The following is a 22,977-nucleotide window of genomic DNA, read 5'->3' as shown; positions in this document are numbered from 1 at the left end:
TAAAAATTCCATTGAAAATGAAAGTGAAATTGTGCAATATTCTATCAATTAAGATGTAAAGTAGAAGGGATATGAAGTAATGAATTTGCAGAATATGAATTTATCAGGAGAATTGTTTTCCAAAGCTCAAAATGCTATAAGTATTGATTTAGAACAAGATATATATCCCTATAACGATATGGAAAGATATTTAAGAAATATTTTTATAAGGAGTAAATTTATATTTTCCGATGTTATAAAAGAAAATGAAAATATGCTTTTGGTAGTAAATATAAGGAAAGGTGTGGATGAAGATTGTTCAATATGGCAAAGAGTGAACTATTTCAATAAATTTATAAGAAATAAGAACATTATAAAAAATGCTATATTAATTAAATTAGAAGATCCATTATATGATTATGATATTGAAGATGGCATAGAAACTTATAGATTGATAATAAAATGTAAAATCAATGATTTAAAAATAAACAAAATATTAAAAGCAATAGGAAATCAAGATTTTTGCATAGAACCTTCAATCAATGAAGAGTGTTTTTTCATAAATACCGAGAGAAATCTTACTTTCTATATGTATGATGATAGGGGAGTAGATATAGTAGGTAGTAATTTTAGAGATATTAAGGAATTATACGATAAATATTATAATTGGGTTATAGAGTATATTTTTAATGGAGAGTTTAAAGGGTTAGGACAGGATAAAAAGGATGGTTGAAGCTGCAATAAGACATGGTGCAAATGAATATACTATTCTCAAATGGAATGCAACCATTGAAGCAAAAGACTATTTTGAGCAGAAAATGAAGGAAACCTTGAAAATGAGCTTGTTGAGGGTAATGGAAATATTGTTCAAAAGTATTGGATTGAAATTTAGATAGATGAAAGTATTGAAGAATTTGAAAGTGAGTTGATTATTTTGGACTATAGATTACTTGAAAGATCAGAACTTATATTATTAGGTGAGATTGATAGGAAAGAAACTGTAAATGAAGTTTATTATTTTAAAGATAATAAGCTTAAAATAGTAGACGAATTCTATGATATTAAAGGCTGGAATTTAAAAGAACTTCATGATTATGTTAATAGATTGCAAGATATATATGATAGAAATGGAACTATATATGGAGCATTTCACAATAGAACAATTGTAGGTTTAGGAGCTTTGGAAAGTAAATTTATTGGTAGAAATAATGACCAAATTAAATTGGATATGCTTTATATAAGTAATAATTATCGTAAAAAGGGTATAGGCAAAAATTTAGTGAATTTATTATCTAAAAAAGCAAAAGAATTAGGAGCTAAAAGTTTATATATATCAGCCACACCATTTAAAAACACAGTAGATTTTTATTTTGCTATAGGTGCAAAAGTAACAAGTGAAATAAATAAAGATTTGTATGAATTAGAGCCTTATGATATACATATGGTTTTGAAATTATAGTAAATATCTTATAAAAATAAAAATACATACTGGATTATAATAGAATATACACCTAATTATCTTCCTAAAGAAAGATAGAGTGGTGACCCACAAGTATTAGAAGCGTTGTTTCACTCTCATATTAAAATGTGGAATAAAAAACTACCAATTAGCAATCATTATATGCCAAAATGAGATAATGAATTAACGGAGGTAGTAAAGGTTATGGTAAAGAAGCCGTAGAATTTATGCTTGATTACTATTTTTATGAATTTGGTGGAGAAGTAATGCTAGAGAAGTAATAAATAATAACAGAGAAAGGACATTACTTAAATTTAGATTTGAAATAGTAGGTAAATCTGAAGGTATTACTCAATTCAAGACGACAAAAGAAAGTTATATAAAGTTGATGAAAAGGTAAAAAAGGCAGGGAGTTGAGACCAATGGTGAAATATATTCTAACAATATTAACTGAAGATTATGCTAAGGAAATTTGTAATTGGAGATATAATGGATATTACTCGGTTTATAATTTTTCTGATTGGGATACTGTAGTTAAAAAAGGTTGGGGTTTAGCCATAAAAGATAAAAGAGAAAGAGAATTTTTGGCAATATTATTAAATAATGAACTGATTGCTTATGGAAGAATAACAAAACCTGAAGATAGGGTATTTATTGGTATTGGATTAAAACCATCTTATTGTGGAAAAGGTCATGGAAAAAGTATTATGAAATTATTAATTAAAGAGTGCAAAAGAAGATTTCCTGATATTCCAATAGCTCTTGAGGTAAGAAGTTTTAATAAAAGAGCTATTAATTGTTATAAAACTGTTGGTTTTAAAATTAAAAATAAATATATAAAGAAAACTTTTAATGGTGAGAATGAATTTTATTACATGGAGTATTTGTAAGATATTATATCAGACTATTATTCAATGAACTAGATATATAACATGTTGTATAGAGTAGCTTAATTGTTGTTATATAGTGATATCAAACTTTTTACTTATCTTGATGTTTTGGTGTTAAAAATATATTCATATTATATTCATATAAGGTTGTTGAATATTTTATCTAAAATGAACATATTTTTTCATACTTTCTATTTTTATTTATAGTATAACTTTAATTAGTATAAAAGAGTGGTTATTCCACTCTTTTTTATTAAATCCAGCCATATTTTTCTAACATTTCCTCTATTGTAGTGTCACCAATAAATTTCTCTACCTTTTTCTTAGCTATAAATGAAAGAGGAATTTTTGGTTTACGACCATCTAGAAGTTTGATAGTGCTATCTAGTAAAACTCTTATATCATATTGAGAAGCAAATACTTCTGGTACCCCCCTGTCTATATTAAGAAGAGTATAAACTGCTATCATTGCAGTTCTAACGGAGTATTCTGTTGTAAATACAGTTCCTCTTTCTGTTTCTGCAAATTGCCCTATAAAAGCTGCATTTATACAGCCTTTAGGTACAACTTCAGGACGGTCACCCATAGCTCTTGGCATAAACTGTGATGTTATATATGGCATCATTACAGGAATAGCATTTGTAGTTTTTGATAATTCTTCTATTTGTTCTTCAGGTACACCTAGATGATATAGCCATTCTTGTACTATCTCTCTACCTGTACAGTCTCTCATAGCCTTTTTAATGTAATTACCAGGTCTATCTGTAAATAAAGAATAAATCCAGACAACTATTTGGTCTTTAGGTTGTTCTTTAAAATGTGGTTGCCTATTTACAGTATAGCTCATAAGCCAGTTTGAGTCTTTAATTGTAACTATACCCCCTGTGACGACACGTCCACTATAAGGATCTCTTTTAGAAATCTTTCTTATATACTCAGGAATTTGATTGTCAAGACAGGTTACTGTTGCAGATTCCCAATTGGAAAGTTCTGTATTTGAACAAAATACATCTGGATTGCCAAATGCAGGATCTTGTTGAGCAATATTTTTCCACAACTTCCAGCATCCTCTTATGGACGAGTCCATTTCTGCAGGTTTATCATTATCACCATAATTAGAATTCTCAGTCATGGAGCCGTTAGTAATAAATACAAGGTCATCTTCAGTCAGATGAATTGTCTCTTCTTTGCCATCTCTCTTTAGTAGAAGTTCCCTAGCAACTTTTTTATCTCCCGTAATATCAAACTTTACATTCTCCACTATTACATTATATTGGAAGTCTACACCATAATCTTCTAAATACCTAGTTAAAGGCAAAATCAATGATTCATATTGATTATATTTTGTGAATTTTAAGGCTTTAAAGTCAGGTAGACCTTGGATATGATGAATGAATCTTTGTAAATAAAGCTTCATTTCCAGAGCACTATGCCACTCTTCAAAGGCAAACATTGTTCTCCAATATAGCCAGAAGTTGCTGCTAAAAAAATCATCTGAAAACACGTCATTTATTTTTATGTCATTTAAATCTTCGTTTTTAGTAAGGAATAGCTGAGCTATTTCCATTGCAGCATCATCACTTAAAGCAAACTTTCCATCAGTATGTGCATCTTGTCCTCTATTTTCGATTGCACGCATTAATGAATAGTTTGGGTCTTCTTTGTTTAGCCAATAGAATTCATCCAATACAGAAGCTCCTTCAATTTCTAGTGAAGGAATAGAGCGGAATAAATCCCACAGACATTCGAAGTGATTTTCCATCTCACGTCCACCACGTATTATAAAGCCCTTTGAAGTTTCATAAATAGCATCACAACTTCCACCTGGTAGGGGTAGTTCTTCTAGAATATGAATCTTATTTCCATCCATCTGTCCATCTCTTACTAAAAATGCCGCCCCTGCCAGAGAAGCAATTCCTGCTCCTACAAAATATGCTGTCTTTTTTTCTACACCTTCAGGCTTTTTTGGTCTTGCAAAAGCTTCATAATTACCATTACTAAAATACATATAATCCTCTCCTATACTGTAGTTATTTTTTTGGTAGATGTTATATTATCCTAAATTTTTTATATAATTTAGTCAGTATTATTTACCTAGGTGTACCTTGTATTATAAAACTTTATTCTATGATAAGTGCAAGCAATTTGGCTTACAATTATCTTTCCCAAAATTAAAGAGTAAATCCATAAAATTAGAAGATTTAAATTATCTTTATTAAATTATAGTAGAGCACTTGAGAGGAGATGATAAAAGCAATTTTTTCACTACAACTTATGATAATTTATTTAGGATTTTTATGATATAATTATTGAAATAATTATTTATGGAAAATAGATAGTTTTAATATCTTGTAGTTATATTCAAATATAATATTGAGGCTTATTGTGATGATAAGGATTTCTTTATAAAATAATATTAACAATAAGGCTGCAGAATGGGCAAAGACAAAATGAAAAGACAAAAAATTAGGAAGATTATGGAGGGAGAATATAAGATTGGATGAGGGTAGTAAAAGAGAGAAGAGTATCAATATACAGGTAATTAAGGTATTAGTGTGTTTTTTAATATTTTATGGAGTTTTAGTATTGATTTCATTAAGCGTTCAAGGATTATCAATAAGAAGTTGGGTGAATTGGTTAGGTATCTTCAGTATTGTATTCTTGGGAATTCTTATAATGTTTAGATTGATTTCTTATTTTTGTAAGAGAGAAGGATTTATAAAAAGTGTATTGGTGGGGGTAGCTACAATTGTAAGCATTCTGGCTATTTTAGCAGCTCTCGCTATAGGAGCAATGGATATTCCAGAAGAACATACAGTAATGCATAATGGACATAAGATGATTAGAGTATATGCAGGATTTTTACGGCCTAATGATGAAGATCATGCTATTTATTGTGAACCTGTAGGAATATTTTTCAAGAAGTATACTGGAGAAAAAGGTGAAAAAGTATATCCATTTTGGGAGTAAGCTGTTTGATAGTCTATCTATATCTGAATATTTGCAAAATCTAATCCGAATATTATAATTAGATATAATATATGGGCAAAGACAAAACGCAAGGAGGGATTCTAATGGATGAAAACATTTCATGGTATTTAGATAAAAAAGTTGAAAGAACTATAGATGGTTTAAGAAAACGCAATATGGCAGGATATTTTATCAATGATGAATTAAAATTGATAGAATTATTGAAAGAACTTATTCCAGAAAATTCTTTAGTAGGTATAGGGGACTCTATGACACTTTTTCAAACAGGAGCAATAGATTTTCTTCGTAAAGGTAATTTTACTTTCCTTGATAAATATAGGGAAGGTATTACAAGTAAAGAAAAGAAAGAAATTTATATAAAGAACTTTTCTGCTGATACTTTTATATGTAGTACAAATGCTATAACTGAAAGTGGAGAGCTTTATAATATCGATGGAAATGGGAGTAGAGTTGCACCTATGATATATGGGCCTAAACAGGTGATTTTAGTTGCAGGTGTAAACAAGATAGTTCGTGATACTGAGGAAGCAGAAAGAAGAGTTAGGCAATATGCAGCTCCATTAGATGCAAAGAGACTTAATAAAGATACTCCTTGTACTAAACTAGGATATTGTATAGACTGTAAAAGTCCGAATCGTATATGTAATGATTTTATAATTATTAGAGGACAATTTATTAAAGATAGGATAAAGGTAATAATTATTGGTAAAGAATTTGGATATTAATGTATTAAATAGAGCATTTTAGTGGTTCATGATGTACAAGCACTTAAAAATGCAATAAAAGATTATTTAAGCAAGCAAAAACAACTTATGTTTATGTAAAAATCTAGGCTAACATTAGCCTAGATTTTTACATTCCTATTATTGTTGCAATAAATATTATTATCATTTGCATGATATACATTATTCCAAATAGAGGAACAAAGAATTTCCACCATTTATCAATAGGTATACCTGCTATTCCACAAGCTGTTACTATACCACATGTTGGCCACAGTAGATTTGATAATCCATCTCCCATTTGATAAGCTAGAACGGTGACTTCTCTACTTACTCCTACTAAATCACCTATAGGAGCCATCATAGGTATTACAGTTGCAGCTTGACCTGATCCTGAGGGTATAAAGAAATTAATTATAGTTTGTATAAATAGCATACCTTGAGCTGCTATTGCAGGATGGAAACGGCTTAGACTAGAACCCATGAAATTAACTATAGTATCTATTATTTGAGCTTCCTTAAGAACTACTAAAATAGCCCCAGCAAAACCTACTATTAGTGCTCCATATACGATATTTCTACAACCTTCTATAAATTCTTCAGCTATTTTATTAGGACCCCATCCATTAATTATAGCAGCTATGATTCCCATTAATAAAAATATACCTGATAATTCAATAGAACCCCATTCAAGTTTGATAAACCCATACATTATAAGTAATAACGCCAATAACATTTCAATGAATATTAAAATATGTTTATTAGTTACTTTATATTCAATTAATTCTTCCCTATCAAAAGAAAACATTGTTTCCTCATCTTTCATTAAACTATTTGCAGGATCATCATCTAGCTTTCTAGCATATCTAAAAATCCAATATATACCTATAATATTAAAAGCAATAAATATAGCTATTCTAAAAGGAGTATTAGAATATATAGGAACTCCAGCTATACTTTGAGCTACAACTATTGTAAATGGATTCATAATAGCTGCTGCAAATCCTAAACTTCTACCAAGTTCTATAATAGCAAAGCCTAGCATTGCATCATAACCTAATGCAGTTCCAAGGCCAACAAATATTGGAATCAAACCATTGTATTCATTGTTCATTCCAAATAAGGATGCTCCTAATCCAAATAATACAAAGAATACGGGAATGATAATTTTTGATTTATCTCCGAGTTTTCTAAGTAGTGAACCAAGCATTGCATGAAAAGCACCAGTTTTTACAATCAATGCAAAAGCACCATTTACTATAAATATTAGCATCATAACTTCTGCATTATTTATCATTCCTTTATGAAAAGAGCTCATAAATTCTATTAATCCAGCTCTTGTAGTTTCTTCCTTTGGTATAACCTTGTACGAACCAGGTATAGCAACATTTCTGACAACTCCATTAACATTTATTTCCTCATATTCAAATTCTCCTGAAGGTATAAACCATGTGGAAACTGCAGCAATAAAAACTAAGAAAAAAACTATAACATATACATGAGGGACTTTCAGTTTTTTTGTTTTTTTAGCTTCCATATATGCCCTCCTTTCAATTATAATATTTTTAAGTCTTAAAATGCTTATATAAGATAATATATTAATAGAATAGGTTTTTCAATTAATATGTAATTGTAAAACAAGGTCAAAACACTTTACTAATAAAATATATATTATATAATGATTACAATAATAACTCAAATTATTAGCAAGGAATTTTGAATATTAATGTGTCAATTAAAACATCCTGGTGGCACAGAAAGGAGATAAAAATATGCCTACAAAATGGTTATCTGAAGATAAAAGTTTAAACTTACTTTCTAAATCAGTCTATGGTAGACTTGCAACTTGTGGAGAAGATGAACAACCTTATATTACACCTATTAATTTTGTCTTATACAATGAAAAAATATATTTTCACACAGGATTTAAAGGAAGAAAATTAGAAAATATAAAGGATAATTCAAAAGTATGCTTAGAAGTTAGCAGTCCAGGAAAAATATATTCTGCACCTGAGGCTAGAAATTTTACTATGAGATTTTGGAGTGTTTTAGTTTTTGGAAAAGCTAATATAGTTCACGATGATAAGTTTAAACTTACAGTAATGAATAAACTTATGGAAAAGCATGCTAGTGAATACAAATACCCAGACCTTTCTATTGAAGATATGAATATTGTAAATGTAGTTGAGATATCAATAGATGAAGTGACTGGGAAAGCAAGTGTAGATCCAAATTAAAAGGCAGGGTAGATGAACCCCGCCTTTTAATTTACTGTTTTCTATCTATTTTAATATTATCTATTGCTTTTTCTAATACAATATCTGCTTTCGATATTGCCTTGTTTCTGCTTACATTTGGATCATCAGTTATTCCACCCATATTTTCCATTATTTCTTTGGCTTTTGTAGAATTTGTTTCATCTGTTTTTACAATAACACTACAATTAATATCTGTTATTTCTTCAAAACTACTCATACCACTTACCATAGGATTAGCCGCAGCTAGAGGAGCTTTATCTTTATCTACATCATTAGAACCAGAGTTTAACACTAAATCTGAAAGGCTATCAGCACCATTAGCCCCAGGAAGATTAGTTTGAATATTTCTGTTCCCTATATAATGATCATTAGCGTCTAAATATGCATTCTCAAATCCTTCTTTTTTAAGACTTTCAATTGCATCATTAGCTGATTTTATGTCATTAAAAAAGCCTTTAATCTCCAAAGAAAATCCCTCCAATTTTATATTTAAAATATATGATTAGTATTTACTTTTTATAAAAATATATTTTTATTTTAATAAAATGAGACAAGACCAATTGTCCTCAATGTCTAAAGTTTATATTTTTTGATTTAGGGTAAAATTTACATGGAATATAAATTTATTGGGAAGGGGATTTAAAATATGGAAAAAGTTAAATTAGCGATTATATATTATAGTTCTACAGGGACTAATTATCAATTGGCAAAATGGGCTGGAGAAGGAGCAAAAGAAGAAGGCGCAGAGATAAGAATACTAAAGGTTCCGGAATTGGCTCCTGAAGAAGCTATAAATTCAAAGCCAGAGTGGAAGGCTCATGTAGAAGCAACTAAAGACATACCTTTTGCTTCTAAAGATGATATAGAATGGGCTGATGGTTTCATATTTAGTTCACCAGCTCGTTTCGGAAATATTGCTTCTCAAATGAAACAATTTTTAGATACTATGGGAGGAATGTGGGCATCAGGAAAGTTAAATGATAAAGTTGTAAGTGCTATGTCTAGTGCTGGAAACACCCATGGAGGTCAAGAGGCAACTATCCATGCTCTTTATACATCAATGATGCACTGGGGAGCAATTATTGTGCCACCAGGATACACAGATAAATCCATTTTTAAAGCTGGAGGAAACCCTTATGGAACCAGTGTAACAATAGATCAAGAAGGAAAAATGATTGAAGATGTAGAAGATGCAGTTAAACATCAAGGAAAAAGAACAGCAATGGTAGCTAAATGGGTTAAAAAAGGCAGAAGTTAAATAAATTATTAAAAAGATGAGTAAAGTCAAAGGACTTTGCTCATCTTTTTATTTCAATAGAATGGGATAAAAAACTATCCTTAGTTCCTCACCTGGCAAACTTGTACGTATAGGATATACTATAATTAATTAAGCTGTGCGTGTAAGTTTGGAAAGGGTTTTTATAAAAATAATTAAATTAAGAGGTGAGGTTGTGTCTAAGTTTGTAAATTTTGCTAGAAGAAGATATTTTTAATTTTAACTGAGCTAATGATTGCTCAGTTTTATTTTTTTGTATTTTATTATTTAAGGTCTATATTCTCTAGATATTAAATAGATATAGAAAAGAGGATATATCTATTTTAAATATATGAGGATGTTTTATATGAAAATCAAAAAAAGAGCAAGAATTTATGTAATAAAATTGAATAAAAAGATAATTAGTTTAATATTAATTATAATATTAGCTATTATAATTATAGCTTTTTTTAATGGATTTAACTCAACTGAAATTTTCAAGCATAGTTCTGGAGAAAAAATTATAATAGATCCAGGTCATGGGGGAATTGATGGAGGAACAGGGGATAAGGGAGGACTTCTTGAAAAAGATGTTAATTTAGATGTAGCTTTATACTTAAAAGAAGAGTTGATGAAAGATGGATTTAATGTAATTATGACAAGGGAGGAAGATGAATCCTTAGAGGATTTTAGTAGTATCAATGCTTCTAGATATAGAAGGGATTTAAATGCAAGAAAATCTATTATAAATAAAAACAAACCAAAGGCTTTTGTGAGTATTCATGTTAATTCAAGTAAAAAAACTACTGCTAGAGGTGTTCAAGTATATTATTATCCTGGTTCAAATGAGAGTCAGGAGTTAGCAAGGAATATTTGTAAATCAATAGATATAAATGTATATGAAAAATTTTTGAAAAGTGGGGAGTTAAAAGTTAAGGTTCTTCCAGAAGATTATTTTATATTAAGAGAAACAGAATGTACTGGGGTGTTAGTAGAAATAGGATTTATAACTAACCCTGAAGACAATGCACTACTTAAAAACGACAAATATAAGAGAAAAATTGCTTATTCTATAAAAGAAGGAGTCAAGATGTGGTTAGAATAACTTATTAAGTATAATCCCTATATTTTTTGTCAAAGATATATATTAATAGAAGAAAGTGGGGGATTATCATGGATGAGAAGAAAGAAAATTATAGGGAAAAGGCAAATAAAATAATGGAGTCGGTTAAAGTAATGTCTGATAGACTTAAAGAATCTACTGGAAAAAAGGCATTAACAGAGGAACAAGAGATAGTAAACAATATAAAAGAAGCTTTTAAGGAGTGGAAAAGTAAGGAAAGATATTTTGAATCTGTTACAGATCCAGATTTAATAGATCATGCTATATATGAAATAGAAGCCTGTAAAATAAAATATATCTATTTTTTAAAACAAGCTAAAAAAAAGGGTATTAAATCAAAAAAATATTTGTAAATTTCCCTCCTTATTATATAATAGTATAAACATATAGTAGGGGGGATATATATATGGGATTTAGCGTGATACTTGCTTATGCTTTTGGACTTGTACTTTTATATTTAATTGGAATGCTATTGGTTATTCCTATAAAAATAATAGGCAAGTTAATAATAAATGGTATATTAGGCGGAATAATATTATTTGTAGTAAATCTTGTTGGAGGAATTTTTGGACTATCTATAGTGATAAATCCTTTAAATGCATTAATTGTAGGATTTTTAGGGATTCCAGGAATAATTCTATTACTTATACTTCAAGTAATATTGTGAAAAATTAATGAAATTTGCAAATATCTTGCTTTTCTGATATAACTAATGATATATTATAAAATTCAAAATATATTTTGAATAATATATTAAGGAGGCTATAAAAATGGCAGAAGTTAAAATGGCTGCGGAGTTAAGAAGCGAGATAGGAAAAAATCGTTCTAGACAATTAAGAAAGAATGGATTTATTCCAGGAATAGTATATGGAAGAGGAATGGAAACACAAGCTGTAAAAGTACGTGAATCAGAATTTAGAAAAGTATTGAGAAGATATGGATCATCATCTTTGATTGATTTAGGAGTAGATGGCAAAGTACTTCCAGTAATAATAAAAGAAATACAAGAACACCCAATAAAAAACGAGTATCTTCATGTGGATTTTCAAAAACTTCGTATGGATGAAAAGGTTAAACTTGTTGTACCTATTACAATAGTAGGTAGAGAAAAAGTTGAATCAGTAGATACTATATTGGTTCAACAAATTGATGAAGTTGAAATTGAATGTTTACCAGCATATATTCCTCAATTAGTTGAAGCAGATGTTTCTGGAATTGATTTAAATACTCCATTACTTATTGAGGATCTAGATATAGCTAAAGATGAAAATGTAACTATCTTAGATGACTTAAAAGATCCAATAGCTATACTAACAGAACCAACTCAACAAGAGGAAGAAGATGGGGAATTAGACGAAGAAATGCCAGAAGTAGAAGTGATTGGCGAAGAGGATGAAAAAGAAGCTGACGAAGAATAAAATATTATGTAAATTAAATGTTTTTTATGGAAATAAATATTGATATCTGATATAATAAATAGAAATAATGTGTTGAACTGGTGGTGACTATCCTATGAAATACATTATTTCTATTTTTATGTTAATATTTATACTCGCTTTTCTAGCATATGCATACAAAGATATTAAGGAAGATTTTAAACTTTCGAAAAATAAGGGAAAAAGTAAAAATTCTTCACTTGGATCAACAAAGATTAAGGTAAACCCGATGTATTATAAGACTAAATAATATAAAAAAACATCCTTGATTATAAAGGGTGTTTTTTATATGCTCTTAACAAGAGAAACATATTGAATTAGAAAAATAGTAATTTTAATTATTTTAGAAATAAAAGACTTTTTTATATTAACTCTTGTTTTGTCTTAAGGTTTTATGCAGATTATGAAAGGATGATAATGTGACTAGAAAAGAAAAAATATTCATGGCATTAAAGTCTTTATCAGAAGATATGACTTTAAATGATTTGAAAGAAGAAAATACAGGATTTACTACTACAACTATTTCAAATATCACAGGAATAGGTAGAAGTAATGTAAGTAGAGAGTTAAACATTTTAGTTAAGGAAGGAAAAGCTATTAAAATTATTGGCAGACCTGTTCGTTTTATAGATAGAAAAAAATTAGAAGAAATGACAGAGCTTGATTTACATAGACAAAATATATTTCACTCATTAGCTGAGTTATTTGAAAAGTCTAAAGAAAAGAAAAACATATCAAAAGACATATTTCAAGATCCATTTGAAAAGATAATAGGATCTAAAGGGAGTTTAGAATTACCTATTAAACAAGCTAAAGCTGCTATATTATATCCTCCAAAAGGCCTTCATACTCTTATAACAGGAGATACTGGTGTAGGTAAAAGTACTTTTGCTCAAATGATGTATAGATACGCTATTTTTTCTAAAATCATCGATGAGAAATCGGAATTTATTGTATTTAACTGTTCTGAATATGCTGAGAATCCACAGTTGATTTTATCTCAACTTTTTGGGCATGCTAAAGGAGCTTTTACTGGAGCAGATAGGGATAAACAGGGTTTAATTGAAAAGGCAGATGGTGGAATAATATTACTAGATGAGATACATAGATTACCTCCTGAAGGACAGGAAATGTTGTTCTTACTTATGGATAAAAAAATATATAGGAAATTAGGTGAAACTGAAACATATAGAGAGGCAGATATACTTATAATAGGTGCAACAACAGAGGATATAAACTCTACACTGTTGAAAACATTTTTAAGAAGAATTCCTATGATTATTAGACTTCCATCCTTATCTGAAAGAGGTCTTTCTGAAAGATTAGAACTTATTGAAAATTTTTTTAAAGAGGAAGTTAATAATGTAGATGTTCCTATAAATGTTTATAGGGATGTTTTACGGGCTCTTTTACTTTATGATTGTCAAGGAAACATAGGCCAATTGAAGGGTGATATACAGCTTTTATGTGCCAGAGGGTTTTTAGATTATAAGACTTATAATAAAAAGCAAATTGATGTAGAAACTCCATTTTTATCTGAACATATATATTCAGGATTATTAAATTATAACAAAAATAGGGAAGATATTTTAAATCTTTTAAAGTATGAAAAAGATTATTATACTTTTAATAAAACAAATGGTGAAAAGTTTATAATAATTGATAATTATAGCTTGTCCACCGATTTATATGAAGAAATAATTGAAAAACATAACAATTATAGAAAGGAAGGATATTCTGAAGGGAAAATTAATGAAATTATAAATGATGATATAGAAAAATATTTTAAGGAATTATTGATAAAATGTAATGCAGAAAAAGAAATACCAGAAAAAGAGGAATTATTTAAAATTATAAGTCCAAGAGTTTATAATGCTGTTGAAATTTCTTTACTATTAGCAGAACAAAAACTTAAGCGCAAGTTTAGTAATAAGGCAAAGATTGGATTAGCTATGCATATAAGTGCATTAATGGAGAGAATAGCTACAGGAGAAGTAATATATAATGACGAAATAAACAAGATTGCAATTAACAATCCTGAGGAATTTAAAGCAGCAAAACTAATGAGGGAAGTATTAGAAGAAGAACTGGAGATAAATATACCAAAAGAGGAAATAGGTTTTATAACAATGTTCTTAAGTGCAGTTGATTTAGACGAGAAGAGTAAAAAAATTGGAGTAATAGTTTTAGCTCATGGAGACCATACGGCTTCAAGTATTGCTGATGTTGCAAATAGTTTATTAGATACTGATCATTGTCAATCTATAGACATGCCTCTTCATATGAAGGTGGAAAATATACTTGAAGAAGCAATTGAGAAAGTAAAGAATGTTGATGAGGGAAAGGGAGTATTATTATTAGTAGATATGGGTTCATTAACTGCTTTTTCAGAGATTATTTTTAAGAAAACAAATATTATGACTAACTCTATTGAAAATGTTTCAACACCTCTTGTAATAGAAGCTGTAAGAAAAAGTTTCTTGCCAGAGATGACCTTAAGTAAACTAGTAGAGGAGTTAGAAACAATAAATCCATATATAGGGCGAAGTATTACTGATGATATTAAAAACAAAGCAAATATATCTAAGCCAAAGGTTATTTTTACAACTTGTATTACTGGTAAAGGGGCTGCCATAAAAATTGCAGAATTACTAGAAAATGCATTACCTTTTGTTAGAGAATATAATTTAAAAATAAAACCTTTAGATATAACTAGTAAAACTAATATTAAAGAAATCCTAAGAGAAAATAAGGATGAAGAAATAGTAGCTGTTGTTGGAACAGTAAATTTACATATACCAGGAGTCCCTTTTATTTCTATGGATGAGTTAATAATAGGTGATGGAATAAAAAATATAGAGAGGATAATAGGTGGAGTAGATTCTCACTATATTAAGAAAAGAGTTTCTGAACAAAATATATTTGTTCAAATGTTAGAAAAAATTTTGGTTTTTTTAAATCCAATTAAAGCTTATAATTACGTCAATAAATCATATATTGAAACAATTGGTATATTAAATATTGACAATTCAGAACAATTAAAGATAAGGTATATTTTTCATGTTTCTTGCATGATAGAAAGATTATTGCAAAAAGAATCTTTACCTTATAAAGATATAGATAACTTAATAAAATCTAAGAAACTTATGTATGAAGGAATTAAAAATTCTTTGGTAAATATTGAAGAGGCCTTTGGTATAAAAGTTCCTGATACAGAAATTGCATATATAATTGAACTATTAGACAATGATTAAACAGATATATTTATTTTTTGAAATCACTTGTAAAAATTGTTTAAATAATTTTTACAAGTGATTTCTATTATATTTTAAAACACAAAAGATACAGAACTTAACACAGTTTAATACAGATAATATTTTATAGAATAAAAATAACTTTATTTATGTAAAAAAACATAGTAAATATAAGATGTATCAAGGAATAAATGCTATTGGTAATATTTGGTATATATACTTGGCATGATTATTGCTCTATATTATGTCGAAGAATTCAATGACATAAGGAGGAAGTTTATAATGAAAGCTGCTAGATTTTATGACGTTAGAGACTTAAAAATTGAAGATATACCAATTCCAGAAATTGATTTAGATGATGATGTTATAGTAAAAGTTAAGGTTGCAGGTATCTGTGGTTCAGATATATCAAAATATAGTAAAACAGGACCTCATATACCAGGAGAAGTATTTGGGCATGAATTTTCAGGGGATGTAATAAAGGTTGGAACTAATGTGGAGAATATAAAGTCTGGAGATGCTGTAGCAGTATGTCCATCATTACCATGTTTTAAATGTGATCAATGTAAACAAGGACTTTTTTCCAGATGTGAGAATTTGGGGATTATAGGAAATAAAAATGCAGGAGGTTGTTTTGCTGAGTATGTAAAGATAAGCAGTAAAAATTTAATAAAATTGCCTAAAGGTATAGATTATGAAACTGCTGCAGGTATTGAGCCATCATGTATAGCAGGCCATGGAATGTATAGAGCAAATATTAAAGTTGGTGATACAGTAGCTATTTTAGGTACAGGTCCTATAGGATTACTATTAATACAGTGGGCAAAAATATTTGGGGCAACTAAGGTTATAGCAATAGACGTATTTGATGAAAAATTAAAAATTGCTAAGGAACTTGGTGCAGATATATGTATAAATGGGAAAGAAGTTGATATTATAGAAAAGGTTAGACAAATGACAGATTTAAAAGGAGTAGATGTAGCAATAGAATCTGCTGGTACTCCATTAACTTCTGCTCAAGTATTATCTTTGCCAAGAAAAGGGGGAACTGTTTTATATGCAGGTGTACCTTATAGCGATGTAAATATTTCAAGAGTACATTTTGAGAAGATTCTTAGAAATGAGTTAACTGTAAAAGGAACTTGGTTTGGAAATTCTTATCCTTTTCCAGGAAGAGAGTGGACAAGTGCTATCTATTATATGAAAAAAGGAGAACTTAAAATTTCACCATTTGTAACTCATCGTATAACACTCGATGAACTTCCAGAAATCTTTGAAAAGATACATAAAAGAGATATATTCTTTGGAAAAATCATGGTGAATATAAATAATAATTAAACTAAAATTTTTGATAGAGAGGGATGTACTATGATTGGCATATTAGTAGTGACTCATGGGGACTTTTCTAAAGAAATAGTTAAAAGTGCTGAGCTCATTGTTGGACCTCAAGATAATTATAAAGTACTAGGACTTAAACATGGGGATAATATTGAGAAATTTGAATCTAATGTATTGGATCAAATAGAAAGTCTTAGTAGTAAGGAAGGCGTCTTAGTCTTTGTTGACTTATATGGGGGAAGTCCTTTCAATACTATTGCAAAGAATTTAAATAAGTTAAATGATTCAATCAATCTAGAATGTATAAGTGGAGTTAATTTGCCTATTGTTTTAGAAGCTTTTTTAAATAGAGACGAACTCAATTTATCTGATTTAAAGAATCATTGTTTAAAAATAGGTAAGGAAAGTATAAGGGATATAAAACAGGATTTGTACTAAAGATTTAGATAAAATAATTATTTTAGATATTCCTAGGCCAATTATTTTGCGGCCTAGGAATATCACGAAAAATTTAATTATATTTTATATTTAAAATATTTACTAGGAGGAGTAAAAATGAAGAATATTGTTCTTACAAGAGTAGATGATAGGTTAATACATGGTCAAGTTATTACTGCATGGTCAAAGATAACATCAGCAAATAGGATTTTAGTAGTAGATGATGAAGTAGCTAGTGATCCATTTATGGCCAAAGTTTTAAAAATAGCAGCTCCATCTACAGTTAAAGTAGATGTACATGGTATTGAAGAAGCAGTAAACCTGTTAAAGAAAGAAGATGAAGGAGATAAAGTAATGGTACTTGTCAAATATCCAGACACTGTTCTCAGTCTTGTAGATAATGGGGTACCAATAAAGGAATTAAATGTTGGAGGCATGGGAGCTAAGCCTGGGAGAAAATCTTTGTATAAAAATATTTCGATTTCTGAAGATGAAAAACTAGTATTTAAAAAATTGATTGAGCATAATGTTAACGTTTCTATACAGATAGTTCCAGATGCAAAGAAGATAGAAATACAAAAATATTTATAATATGAAATAGGATGATTGTAAATAAAATGATATAAGGAGGATTTGCTATGAAGATTGCTGTATGGCAAGCTGTATTGATTGGATTATTTTATTATATTTCATGGAGTCCATGGCTTAGCTATGTTGGCTTTTTCACATGGAATAGACCGCTAGTAGCTGGTCTTGTTACAGGTACAATTTTAGGACAACCTTTAGAAGGGGCTTTAATCGGAGCTGGCATTAATGTTATTTATTTAGGTTTTATGTCAGCAGGAGGAGCACAAATGGGAGATCCAGCTTTTGCTGGATATGTCGGAACGGCTCTTGCAATTGCCTCAAATCTAGATGCAAAAACTGCAATGACCATATCAGTACCTTTGGGTACTATAGCTTCAGTATTATGGATAGGAAAGATGACTATTAACTCATTTTTTGTACATTGGGCTGACAGAGAAGTAGAAAAAGGTAATATAAATGCTGTAGCTTTTATAAATATAGTGCCACCTCAAATAGTCCTCTTTGTACTTAGCTTTATTCCAGCAGCTTTGGTAGTGTACTATGGTCCAGATGCTGTATCAGGGTTGTTATCTATTATGAGTCCTAAGGTTTTACATGTATTTGATGTAATAGGTGGAATGTTACCTGCTCTTGGAATTGCAATGAATTTGAAATTAATAGGAAATAAATTTACAATGCCTTTCTTTGTATTAGGGATTTTATTATCAGTATATTTTGAAATAGATATAGTTGTAATATCGATAATTGGAATTATACTTGCTCTAACTATAACTAATTTAAAACATGATGGGAATGCAGGAGCTAATGTTAGTAATTAAACAAAATTTAAAATAGAAAGGAAGGAATAATAATGACATCAGAAATGAAAAGTGATAGAGAAAAGAATGTTAGTCTATCTAAAAAAGATATTGTAAAGTCTTATATTAGATGGTTCATATTTGCACAATCTAATTATAATTATGAAAGACTACAGGCTACAGCTTTTGCTCATTCAATGTTACCTGTATTGAAGAAACTTTATACTACTAAAGATTCATTGAAAGATGCTGTACAAAGGCATTTATCTTTTTTCAATACAGAACCTATTTGTGGATCTGTCATTCACGGTATTACTATAGCTATGGAAGAGGAAAAAGCTAATGGTGCAGATATTAACGATACGGGTATAAATGCAATTAAAACAGGACTTATGGGACCTTTAGCTGGAATTGGAGATACTTTAACTCAAGGAATTATAACTCCTATTCTTCTCGCAATATGTATAGGAATTACAAATAATAAAAATATAGCAGGCCCAATATTATTTTTAGTTGCTCAATATGCTATAATGTTTGGAATTTCCTATACTCTATGGACAAATGGTTATAAGTATGGCAAGAAGGCAGTAGAGGAAATATTAGAAGGTGGAGCTGTCAATAAGGTAATAGAAGGTGCTTCTATACTTGGAACTTTAGTTATGGGCGGATTAGTTGGTAGATTTGTCAATATAGAAACTCCAATAAAATTTACATCAGGAGATTTTGTATTTAGCTTACAAACAGATTTACTTGATAAACTAATGCCAGGATTAATACCTTTATTATTAACTTTATTAGTGCTAAAGGCATTAAAGAAAGGAGTTACTCCAGTAAAATTAATGGGAATTCTTATTGTAGTAGCTGCTATAACAGGAATATTAGGCGTATTTTAAATAAATAACATATATTAAGATGCTCTAAGTACTAAAAATAAACATTATATATTAATAATAGCCTTTAAGAATTATTTACCTTAAAAGGCTATTATTGGTTAATAAGCATTTTTTAATGAACATGTTGTATTTAAAATATAATATGTCCTGCAATTGCTATTATAGGCAATGTAATTAAGGTTCTTTGTATGAATATGATGAATAATTCACCTAAGGATACTGGAATTTTTGATCCTAATATTACAGCACCTACTTCAGATAGATAAGTTGAGTCACCGAAACACCAGCTATAACAAATCTAGTTAATTCACTAGGAATACTTGCACCAATAACAGAAGGTAGGAACATATCAGCAAATCCAATAATCATTGTTTGGGATGCTTCCACTGCATGTGGAATTTTAAAAAGTTTCAGTATAGGAATAAAAGGTACGCCTAACCATTGAAATACAGGGGTTGCCTCAGCTACTATTAAAGCTATTGTACCAAAGGTCATTATTACTGGTATAACACCTAGCCACATATCTAATACAGTCTGTATACCATTTACTATAAAGTTTTTAAAATTGCCGCTATCTTTTGCTTTCCTAATAGCTAAAGTAGCACCCCATTCAGCTGAGTTATATCCTGTAGGGATATTCTCTGTTGAATCCTTTTTAGTTCCGCCATAATAAGTATCAGATTTTCTAGATAAGGGTGGAATACGAGGAACAATTATAGCAGCAATTATTCCTGATATAATTACAGTTAAATAATAATGTGCAAACAAATGGGCAAGGCCTACTTGAGAAATTATTACCAAGCAAAATGTAATAGATACAGCAGAGAAAGTAGTAGCTATAACTGAAGCTTCCCTTTCAGTGTAGTATCCTTCTTCATATTGTTTATTTGTAAGGGCAACTCCTATAGTTCCATCCCCTACCCATGAAGCAATACAGTCAATAGATGAGCGTCCTGGCAATAAAAATATAGGTCTCATAACATTTGTTAAAAGAGCACCAATAAATTCTAACAGACCAAAATCCGTCAAGAATGGAAGTAAAAAGCCAGCAAAAAGGAAAATTGTAAAAAGTGTAACTAAAAGATCATATAATATCAGTCCACCAGTATCTGGAGATGTTACCCACTCAGGACCTATATCCAAAAATATTATTATAGATAATATCATGCCTATTATTCTAGTAATAAGCCAAAAATTATTTACATTAAAAGTATTTTTAAGAAAGTTATTATTTTCTATAAAAGATGGTCTAAAAATTTTATGAATTATAGTCGTTATTGCTGTAAAGGATATTAAAGATGTTATAATTAAGGGTATTTGATTTTTAATTAGATTAGAAAGAGAATTAGCAAGGAAAGCTACAAAAATTGTAGTTTTACCATTATGTTTAAAAGGAAACATAAACAATAGTATACCTATGATTGACGGTACTATAAACTTTAGATAATCCCCAATTGAAAATTTAAATTTTAACTTTTTATCCATTTTTTCTATCCTCCTTATATATTTTTAAAAATACAGAATAATCACAATTATTATACCATTTCTAATATTAATAATCACCTAATAATCATATTAAATAAAAACAATTATAATATTTATTTGATAATTACTGACTATTTGTTTAAAATAGTAGGTGAAAGGGGGGATAATATGGAAGATAAAGTTGAAATTATAGAAAGAGATAAAAAACCTTTCTTTCCAGCTTTTCTATCAATAGTAGGTTCTGTTGTAATTATAAACTTTATAATTTTCTTATTAAATAAAATTATCATAAAACTTCCTTATTTAACAAACATAATTGTTTTATTCCTAGTAGTATCTACTTGTAGTTTAATTATAATAAAATATTTTTCAAAATATGTTTATATATTGCAAGAAGATGAACTAATTTTTTCAAGAGCTATAGGAAAGAAGACCTTTAATATTTTGAAAATAGATTTAGAAGACATTCTCTATATAAAAAACTATACTAAAGATTTTCATAAGAGATTAAACTATAGGTTTGTATTTGATAAAGATTGTAAAAATCATTTCGTTGGAGAATTTAAAAAAGAAGGAAAACGTTATTCCTTTTCTTTTAATCCCAGTGCATCAATGTTAAGTGAAATAAATAAAAAATTAAAGAAATTGGAGGTGAAAAAATGACAAAATTATTAGGAGCTTATCTTTTTCCTCATCCACCAATAATAGTAGAGGAAATTGGAAAGGGGCAGGAAAAGGAAGCTGAAAAAACTATTATAGGGGTGAAAAGTTTAGCTAAAGATATAGGTATAAAAAAGCCTACAACTATAATTTTAATTACTCCTCATGGACCAGTATTTAGTGATGCTATAGCTGTATCCTGTGAAAAAAAACTTGAGGGAAGTTTTAAGGATTTTGGAAGAGGAGACTTGAAATTTAAATTTACAAATAATATAGAATTAGTAAATAAAATTATTAGAAATGCTGGGAAAGCAGGAATAGCCGTTGCAGCTGTAAATAAAGAATTTGCTTCAAATTATAGAATAAAAACAGAAGTAGATCATGGTGCATTAGTTCCCTTAAGTTTTGTAAATAAAAAGCATGAAAATTATAAATTAGTCCATATAACTTATGGACTTATACCACAATCAGATTTATATAAATTTGGAACTATTATACAAGATGCTGTTCTAGACTCAGAGGAAGAAATAGTTTTTATTGCAAGTGGAGATTTATCCCATAGACTTTCTAATGAAGGACCTTATAGTTATTCTCCTGATGGAAAAGTATTTGACCAAAAAATAGTTAAATATCTAAAAAACAAAGATTTTGAATCCATAGCATCTTTTGATACGAGTTTAGGAGAGAGGGCAGGAGAATGTGGTCTTAGATCTTTAATAATTATGACAGGATTTTTAGATGGATTAAATGTAGATACAAAGGTTTATTCTTATGAAGGTCCCTTTGGAGTAGGATATTGTACAGCAAAAATAGATATAAAGGGTAGGGATAGTAGTAAAGAAATATACAATGATTTAATAGAAAAGAAGGAGAATAAACTAAAAGACATAAGAAAAAGAGAAGATGAATATGTATCTCTTGCTAGGAAGAGTTTAGAATATTATATAAAAAATAAAAAGGAAATGAAAATACCAGACAACATCGGTAAAGAATTAATAAGTGAAAAGGCAGGTGTATTTGTATCTATAAAAAAAGATGGAAAACTAAGGGGGTGTATAGGTACAATAGAAGCTGTCCACAGCTCTATAGCAGAAGAGATAATTAAGAACACCATAAGTGCAGGTACAAGAGATCCAAGGTTTCCAATGGTGTCTAAAAATGAATTGGGAAGTTTAGTTTATTCTGTAGATGTGTTAAAGGAGGCAGAAAAAATAGATTCCATAGATGAATTAGATGTTGAAAGGTACGGCATTATAGTTTCAAAAGGATTTAAAAAGGGTTTGCTTTTACCAAATTTAGAAGGTATAAATACTCCTAAGGAGCAGATTCAAATAGCTCTTGAAAAAGCTAATATAAGGGAAGATGAAGATTATATTATAGAAAGATTTGAAGTGGAAAGGCATATATAATA

Annotated in this window: 24 protein-coding genes; 20 read left to right on the top strand and 4 right to left on the bottom strand. The window is 29.1% G+C overall.

Annotated elements, in window-relative coordinates:
• Positions 1–79: 79 nt before the first annotated feature.
• From NSA23_RS09085 to NSA23_RS09070, 4 genes are all read left to right on the top strand, one after another.
• Positions 80–712 carry a DUF3885 domain-containing protein gene (locus tag NSA23_RS09085; protein ID WP_257490446.1) on the top strand — a complete coding sequence of 211 codons (633 nt, stop codon included), beginning with the start codon at positions 80–82 and terminating at the stop codon, positions 710–712.
• A complete protein-coding gene (locus NSA23_RS09080; protein ID WP_257490445.1) occupies positions 705–875 on the top strand; it encodes a hypothetical protein in 171 nt (56 codons plus the stop codon). The genes NSA23_RS09085 and NSA23_RS09080 overlap by 8 nt, the downstream gene beginning before the upstream one ends.
• 38 nt (positions 876–913) lie before the next feature.
• Complete coding sequence (locus tag NSA23_RS09075) at positions 914–1,438, top strand: GNAT family N-acetyltransferase (protein WP_042679212.1); 525 nt, start codon at positions 914–916, stop codon at positions 1,436–1,438.
• Positions 1,439–1,860: 422 nt separating this feature from the next.
• Complete coding sequence (locus tag NSA23_RS09070) at positions 1,861–2,328, top strand: GNAT family N-acetyltransferase (protein ID WP_050069714.1); 468 nt, start codon at positions 1,861–1,863, stop codon at positions 2,326–2,328.
• 253 nt (positions 2,329–2,581) lie between these two features.
• Here the strand turns inward: NSA23_RS09070 and NSA23_RS09065 are convergent, their stop codons facing one another.
• Positions 2,582–4,336: an oleate hydratase gene (locus NSA23_RS09065; RefSeq protein ID WP_257490444.1), complete on the bottom strand. Its 1,755-nt coding sequence runs from the start codon at positions 4,334–4,336 to the stop codon at positions 2,582–2,584.
• Positions 4,337–4,824: 488 nt separating this feature from the next.
• On the opposite strand from NSA23_RS09065, the gene NSA23_RS09060 reads away from it, so the two are divergent.
• Both NSA23_RS09060 and NSA23_RS09055 read left to right on the top strand, forming a co-directional pair.
• The gene (locus NSA23_RS09060) at positions 4,825–5,298 is read left to right on the top strand and encodes a hypothetical protein (RefSeq protein WP_042679207.1); all 474 of its coding nucleotides are present in this window, start codon (positions 4,825–4,827) and stop codon (positions 5,296–5,298) included.
• A 104-nt stretch (positions 5,299–5,402) separates the two neighbouring features.
• A complete protein-coding gene (locus NSA23_RS09055) occupies positions 5,403–6,044 on the top strand; it encodes a lactate utilization protein (RefSeq protein ID WP_042679205.1) in 642 nt (213 codons plus the stop codon).
• A gap of 127 nt (positions 6,045–6,171) precedes the next feature.
• Here the strand turns inward: NSA23_RS09055 and NSA23_RS09050 are convergent, their stop codons facing one another.
• Entirely contained in the window at positions 6,172–7,578 is a 1,407-nt protein-coding gene (locus tag NSA23_RS09050) for a YfcC family protein (protein WP_042679203.1), read from the bottom strand.
• Between the two features lie 235 nt (positions 7,579–7,813).
• Here NSA23_RS09050 and NSA23_RS09045 point away from each other — a divergent pair, with 235 nt between their 5' ends.
• On the top strand, positions 7,814–8,278 hold the full coding sequence (locus tag NSA23_RS09045; protein WP_042679201.1) for a pyridoxamine 5'-phosphate oxidase family protein: 465 nt from the start codon (positions 7,814–7,816) through the stop codon (positions 8,276–8,278).
• Positions 8,279–8,309: 31 nt separating this feature from the next.
• Here NSA23_RS09045 and NSA23_RS09040 read toward each other — a convergent pair whose 3' ends face one another.
• A complete protein-coding gene (locus NSA23_RS09040; protein WP_042679199.1) occupies positions 8,310–8,765 on the bottom strand; it encodes a hypothetical protein in 456 nt (151 codons plus the stop codon).
• A 180-nt stretch (positions 8,766–8,945) separates the two neighbouring features.
• Here NSA23_RS09040 and wrbA point away from each other — a divergent pair, with 180 nt between their 5' ends.
• From wrbA to NSA23_RS08985, 11 genes are all read left to right on the top strand, one after another.
• Positions 8,946–9,557 (top strand): NAD(P)H:quinone oxidoreductase, encoded by a 612-nt coding sequence (wrbA, locus tag NSA23_RS09035; protein ID WP_042679197.1) that lies wholly within the window; start codon positions 8,946–8,948, stop codon positions 9,555–9,557.
• A 364-nt stretch (positions 9,558–9,921) separates the two neighbouring features.
• Complete coding sequence (locus NSA23_RS09030; protein WP_257490443.1) at positions 9,922–10,659, top strand: N-acetylmuramoyl-L-alanine amidase; 738 nt, start codon at positions 9,922–9,924, stop codon at positions 10,657–10,659.
• A 68-nt stretch (positions 10,660–10,727) separates the two neighbouring features.
• Positions 10,728–11,030 carry a DUF2508 family protein gene (locus NSA23_RS09025; protein WP_050069703.1) on the top strand — a complete coding sequence of 101 codons (303 nt, stop codon included), beginning with the start codon at positions 10,728–10,730 and terminating at the stop codon, positions 11,028–11,030.
• A 53-nt stretch (positions 11,031–11,083) separates the two neighbouring features.
• Positions 11,084–11,344, top strand: a complete 261-nt coding sequence (locus NSA23_RS09020) for a pro-sigmaK processing inhibitor BofA family protein (protein WP_042679018.1) — start codon at positions 11,084–11,086, stop codon at positions 11,342–11,344.
• A gap of 103 nt (positions 11,345–11,447) precedes the next feature.
• The gene (locus NSA23_RS09015; protein ID WP_042679017.1) at positions 11,448–12,095 is read left to right on the top strand and encodes a 50S ribosomal protein L25; all 648 of its coding nucleotides are present in this window, start codon (positions 11,448–11,450) and stop codon (positions 12,093–12,095) included.
• Between the two features lie 437 nt (positions 12,096–12,532).
• Positions 12,533–15,367 (top strand): sigma-54-dependent transcriptional regulator, encoded by a 2,835-nt coding sequence (locus NSA23_RS09010; protein WP_257490442.1) that lies wholly within the window; start codon positions 12,533–12,535, stop codon positions 15,365–15,367.
• A gap of 282 nt (positions 15,368–15,649) precedes the next feature.
• Positions 15,650–16,705: a galactitol-1-phosphate 5-dehydrogenase gene (locus NSA23_RS09005; RefSeq protein WP_257490441.1), complete on the top strand. Its 1,056-nt coding sequence runs from the start codon at positions 15,650–15,652 to the stop codon at positions 16,703–16,705.
• 30 nt (positions 16,706–16,735) lie between these two features.
• The gene (locus NSA23_RS09000) at positions 16,736–17,143 is read left to right on the top strand and encodes a PTS sugar transporter subunit IIA (RefSeq protein ID WP_042679014.1); all 408 of its coding nucleotides are present in this window, start codon (positions 16,736–16,738) and stop codon (positions 17,141–17,143) included.
• A 117-nt stretch (positions 17,144–17,260) separates the two neighbouring features.
• Positions 17,261–17,734, top strand: a complete 474-nt coding sequence (locus tag NSA23_RS08995) for a PTS sugar transporter subunit IIB (protein ID WP_257490440.1) — start codon at positions 17,261–17,263, stop codon at positions 17,732–17,734.
• 47 nt (positions 17,735–17,781) lie between these two features.
• On the top strand, positions 17,782–18,549 hold the full coding sequence (locus NSA23_RS08990; RefSeq protein ID WP_257490439.1) for a PTS mannose/fructose/sorbose/N-acetylgalactosamine transporter subunit IIC: 768 nt from the start codon (positions 17,782–17,784) through the stop codon (positions 18,547–18,549).
• A 32-nt stretch (positions 18,550–18,581) separates the two neighbouring features.
• Positions 18,582–19,421: a PTS system mannose/fructose/sorbose family transporter subunit IID gene (locus NSA23_RS08985; protein WP_257490438.1), complete on the top strand. Its 840-nt coding sequence runs from the start codon at positions 18,582–18,584 to the stop codon at positions 19,419–19,421.
• A 249-nt stretch (positions 19,422–19,670) separates the two neighbouring features.
• Here the strand turns inward: NSA23_RS08985 and NSA23_RS08980 are convergent, their stop codons facing one another.
• On the bottom strand, positions 19,671–20,906 hold the full coding sequence (locus NSA23_RS08980; RefSeq protein ID WP_257490437.1) for a YjiH family protein: 1,236 nt from the start codon (positions 20,904–20,906) through the stop codon (positions 19,671–19,673).
• Positions 20,907–21,074: 168 nt separating this feature from the next.
• Between NSA23_RS08980 and NSA23_RS08975 the strand changes: the two genes are divergently transcribed.
• Both NSA23_RS08975 and amrA read left to right on the top strand, forming a co-directional pair.
• The gene (locus NSA23_RS08975; RefSeq protein WP_257490436.1) at positions 21,075–21,569 is read left to right on the top strand and encodes a hypothetical protein; all 495 of its coding nucleotides are present in this window, start codon (positions 21,075–21,077) and stop codon (positions 21,567–21,569) included.
• Positions 21,566–22,975 carry an AmmeMemoRadiSam system protein A gene (amrA, locus tag NSA23_RS08970; RefSeq protein WP_257490435.1) on the top strand — a complete coding sequence of 470 codons (1,410 nt, stop codon included), beginning with the start codon at positions 21,566–21,568 and terminating at the stop codon, positions 22,973–22,975. Before NSA23_RS08975 ends, amrA begins: the two co-directional genes overlap by 4 nt.
• Positions 22,976–22,977 lie beyond the last annotated feature (2 nt).

Source organism: Anaerosalibacter massiliensis, assembly GCF_024623155.1.
Classification (GTDB): domain Bacteria; phylum Bacillota; class Clostridia; order Tissierellales; family Sporanaerobacteraceae; genus Anaerosalibacter; species Anaerosalibacter massiliensis.
The sequence above is the reverse complement of the archived record's forward strand: the minus strand, read 5'-3'. Positions and strand labels throughout refer to the sequence as shown.